The following is a 3,407-nucleotide window of genomic DNA, read 5'->3' on the forward strand; positions in this document are numbered from 1 at the left end:
GGGCCACAAGTCGCTTAAGCGCTGCTAGCTGATCATGTCGTCGAATGGCAGCGGGCCGCGGTTGCCGCGGTGGTGCGCGAAGACCAAGGTGGTTTCGGTATGGCCCACCGACTCGTCGGTGGCGAGGTTGTCCAGCACCCAGTCACGCAGTGCATCGGTGGAACCGACCGCGATATGCAGCAGGTAATCGGTGCCGCCGGAAACATGGAACATGGACAGCACCTCGGGCAGCTGCGGGATGCGTGCCACGAAAGCGTCAATCTTCTCGCGGTCGTGGGCGCGCAGCTTGACCGAGATCAGTGCCTGCACGGTACGGCCTACAGCGCCCAGCGATACCTCGGCGTGGTAGCCGGTGAGGATGCCGCGCTCGACCAGCGAACGGGTGCGCAACAGTGCGGTGGATGGAGCGATGCCCGCACGCTGTGCGAGGGTCGCATTGGAGATACGTGCATTAGCGACCAATTCGTCGATGATGATTCGATCGATTTCGTCCAGATCGACGTTTGATGAAAGCTCTGATTGCTGGGCCATAAGAATATTTCATCATATTCGCGAGATATCAGTGGGATCTTTGGCAGAAAAATCGGCGTATGCCGTCCGCGTACGAGTAAATAATCGGTGAACAAACGGATATATTGGGGATATGACACGTCGTTCTGAGCACACCGGTGAATCCTTTGATACCAGGCTGGCGGCCTATTGCTTGGTGGAACACGAAGGAAAGGTACTGCTTACGCTCTGGGATATGCGTCATCGCGATCCACGCTTCACCCCGCGCTGGTCCCTTCCCGGCGGCGGCATCGACTTGGGGGAGCCTATCGAAGAAGGCGCGCGCCGTGAAGTCTATGAAGAGACCGGCTACGCAGTGGGCGAGCTGGCGCTTCTGGATGTCAGCACGGGAGTTATTCCCGGTTCCAAGCGCTACTCGGGCGAAGGCCATGCCATGCAAACGGTGGCGGTCACCTATCGGGCCAAACTGACCGGTGGAGAACTGCGCCACGAAGTCAACGGTTCTACCAGCCAGGCCGCCTGGTTTACCCGCGAGGAGATTGCCAAGCTGAACTGCATTGAACGCGTTGAGAGCATCTTGCGACTGACCGCACCCGGCAAGTAGCGACGGATCGCCGCTGGCCTGCCCTAGAATCAATAGGGACATGAACTTGCGAAATACCATCACCGTTGGCGCACTCAGCGCAACCCTGCTGCTAACCCTGTCTGCTTGCACCGAAGAGGCAACGCCGACGGCCGAGCCAAGCAAGGCCATCACCTTGCAGATTGCTGCCGGTTCTCAACCTGCAGACCAGGCCTTGGTCCATGTCTATGCCAATGCGCTGAAAGCCGAAGGCTATAAGGTGTCGTTGAACAAGCCCAGTGCTGATCCTTACCAGCAGGTGGTCGACGGAAAAGCCGATTTGGCGGTGGACCAAGCGGCCAAGGCGCTACCCCTGGTTGCTGACCCGGCGGCCATCACTGGTGAAGATCAATTGCTGAGCGTCGAGGAATCCAAGAACCTGCGCAGCGCCATCAATGACGCTGAGGGGGAGCTCTCTGCCTTGGAACTCAGCCCAGCTGATGCGGGAAAGGTCTTGGTCATGAGCCAGGCCCAGGCAACCTTGCACAAGGTCGATTCGGTGGAAACCCTGATTGCGGCTTGCACAGATCTGACGATCATTAGCGATGAAGCCAACGCCGCATCCTTGAAGGCATCATTGGAGGACGCTGGCTGCGAGAAGCCGAAGGTCGTGGCTGAGGAGCCGGCGAAACTGGCCAGCAAGCTTCGTGCCTCGGTGGACAGCGCGGTGGCGCTCGGGTCGGGAGATGCAGTCATCTCCGATGAAGGCTTCTACAGCATTCCGGGAAGCGCCGCCTTCTTCAACGCCGAGCAGTACATGGTACTGGCCAACGGCGACGTGGATGACAAGGCCCAGGCAGAACTGGACAAGATCACCGGCGAATTCTCGCAGCAGTCCCTCGTGGACCTGAACCGCATGGTCAGCCAGGCCGACGGACTGAGCCCAGAGCAAGCGGCCACCCGTTGGGAATGGATCATCGAAGAGTAGGCCCCAGCCAGCTCTCCCAGGATTTCGACCGCTGACCATAGCGGTCGAGTAACAAGGTGTGTCGATCGCACCTGACGTGAGAAAGTGTAACCATGGCAGAATTCAAACAATCAACGAAACTGCACAACGTCCTCTACGACATCCGCGGCCCGCTGCTTGAGCACGCCACGCGCATGGAGTCCGAAGGACACCGCATCCTGAAGCTGAACATCGGCAATCCCGCGCCGTTCGGCTTCGAGGCCCCCGACGCGGTGCTCGTTGACATGATTCGCAACCTGCCTAACGCCCAAGGATACTCCGACTCCCGCGGCATTCTCTCGGCACGTACCGCCGTCTCGCAGTACTACCAGACCCGTGGCATCCAGACCATCGGCGTGGATGACGTCTACCTGGGCAACGGTGTCTCCGAGCTGATCACCCTCTCGTTGAATGCGCTGCTGAATAACGGCAACGAGATCCTGATTCCCGCCCCTGACTACCCGCTGTGGACCGCTTCGGTTTCACTGGCCGGGGGCACCCCGGTGCATTACATGAATACCGAGGAAGAAGGCTGGCTTCCTGATCTTCAGGACATGGAAGCGAAGATCACCGATCGCACCAAGGGCATCGTGATCATCAACCCCAATAACCCGACCGGTGCGGTGTACCCCAAGGAAACCTTGGAGGGGATACTCGAGCTGGCGCGCAAGCACAACCTGATTGTGTTCTCGGACGAGATCTACGAAAAGATCCTCTACGAAGACGCCGTGCACATCAACACCGCTTCGTTGGCAGATGACGTGCTGATACTGACCTTCTCCGGCCTGTCCAAGGCCTACCGCGTGTGCGGCTTCCGTGCTGGGTGGATGGCTATTTCCGGTCCCAAGCACCAGGCCGGCGACTACATCGAGGGCATCAACCTGCTGACCAACATGCGCCTGTGCGCCAATGTGCCGGCACAGCACGCAATCCAGACCGCCTTGGGCGGCTACCAGTCGATCAATGACTTGATCCTGCCTGGCGGACGCCTGCTTGAACAGCGCGATGCGGCCTACAACCTGCTCAGCGCGATTCCTGGCGTGAGCGTCCAGAAGGCCAAGGGCGCGCTCTACATGTTCCCGAAGCTGGATCCCGAGGTCTACCCGATCCACAACGATGAGACCTTCGCCCTTGAACTGCTCAAGGCGCAGAAGATCCTGATCTCCCAGGGCACCGCCTTCAACTGGATCCGTCCGGATCACTTCCGTTTGGTCACCTTGCCCAACGTGCGCGACCTGACTGATGCGGTTGGACGCATCGGACAGTTCCTGGAGGACTGGCGCGCTCGCGCATAGGCTGCCCGGATGCTGAACCGGGCCCAGAATCACC

The 3,407-nt window shown here is 59.6% G+C and carries 4 protein-coding genes; 3 read left to right on the forward strand and 1 reads right to left on the reverse strand.

Features of this window, described 5'->3' with window-relative positions; translation table 11 throughout:
- Nucleotides 1–24 precede the first annotated feature (24 nt).
- Nucleotides 25–531, reverse strand: coding sequence for an Lrp/AsnC family transcriptional regulator (locus ACNPN0_RS03270; RefSeq protein ID WP_105657592.1), 507 nt, complete (start codon nucleotides 529–531; stop codon nucleotides 25–27).
- 112 nt (nucleotides 532–643) lie between these two features.
- Here ACNPN0_RS03270 and ACNPN0_RS03275 point away from each other — a divergent pair, with 112 nt between their 5' ends.
- From ACNPN0_RS03275 to ACNPN0_RS03285, 3 genes are all read left to right on the forward strand, one after another.
- Nucleotides 644–1,114, forward strand: coding sequence for an NUDIX hydrolase (locus tag ACNPN0_RS03275; protein WP_402470595.1), 471 nt, complete (start codon nucleotides 644–646; stop codon nucleotides 1,112–1,114).
- Nucleotides 1,115–1,154: 40 nt separating this feature from the next.
- Nucleotides 1,155–2,060: a glycine betaine ABC transporter substrate-binding protein gene (locus ACNPN0_RS03280; protein WP_400342097.1), complete on the forward strand. Its 906-nt coding sequence runs from the start codon at nucleotides 1,155–1,157 to the stop codon at nucleotides 2,058–2,060.
- A gap of 92 nt (nucleotides 2,061–2,152) precedes the next feature.
- The gene (locus tag ACNPN0_RS03285; protein WP_400342100.1) at nucleotides 2,153–3,373 is read left to right on the forward strand and encodes a pyridoxal phosphate-dependent aminotransferase; all 1,221 of its coding nucleotides are present in this window, start codon (nucleotides 2,153–2,155) and stop codon (nucleotides 3,371–3,373) included.
- Nucleotides 3,374–3,407: the final 34 nt, after the last annotated feature.

Source organism: Glutamicibacter sp. AGC84 (assembly GCF_053543575.1).

Excerpts from the sequence above, each read along its gene's own strand:
- ACNPN0_RS03270 (WP_105657592.1), bottom strand. The coding sequence starts at position 531 with ATGGCCCAGCAATCAGAGCTTTCATCAAACGTCGATCTGGACGAAATC.
- ACNPN0_RS03285 (WP_400342100.1), top strand. The coding sequence starts at position 2,153 with ATGGCAGAATTCAAACAATCAACGAAACTGCACAACGTCCTCTACGAC.
- ACNPN0_RS03280 (WP_400342097.1), top strand. The coding sequence starts at position 1,155 with ATGAACTTGCGAAATACCATCACCGTTGGCGCACTCAGCGCAACCCTG.
- ACNPN0_RS03275 (WP_402470595.1), top strand. The coding sequence starts at position 644 with ATGACACGTCGTTCTGAGCACACCGGTGAATCCTTTGATACCAGGCTG.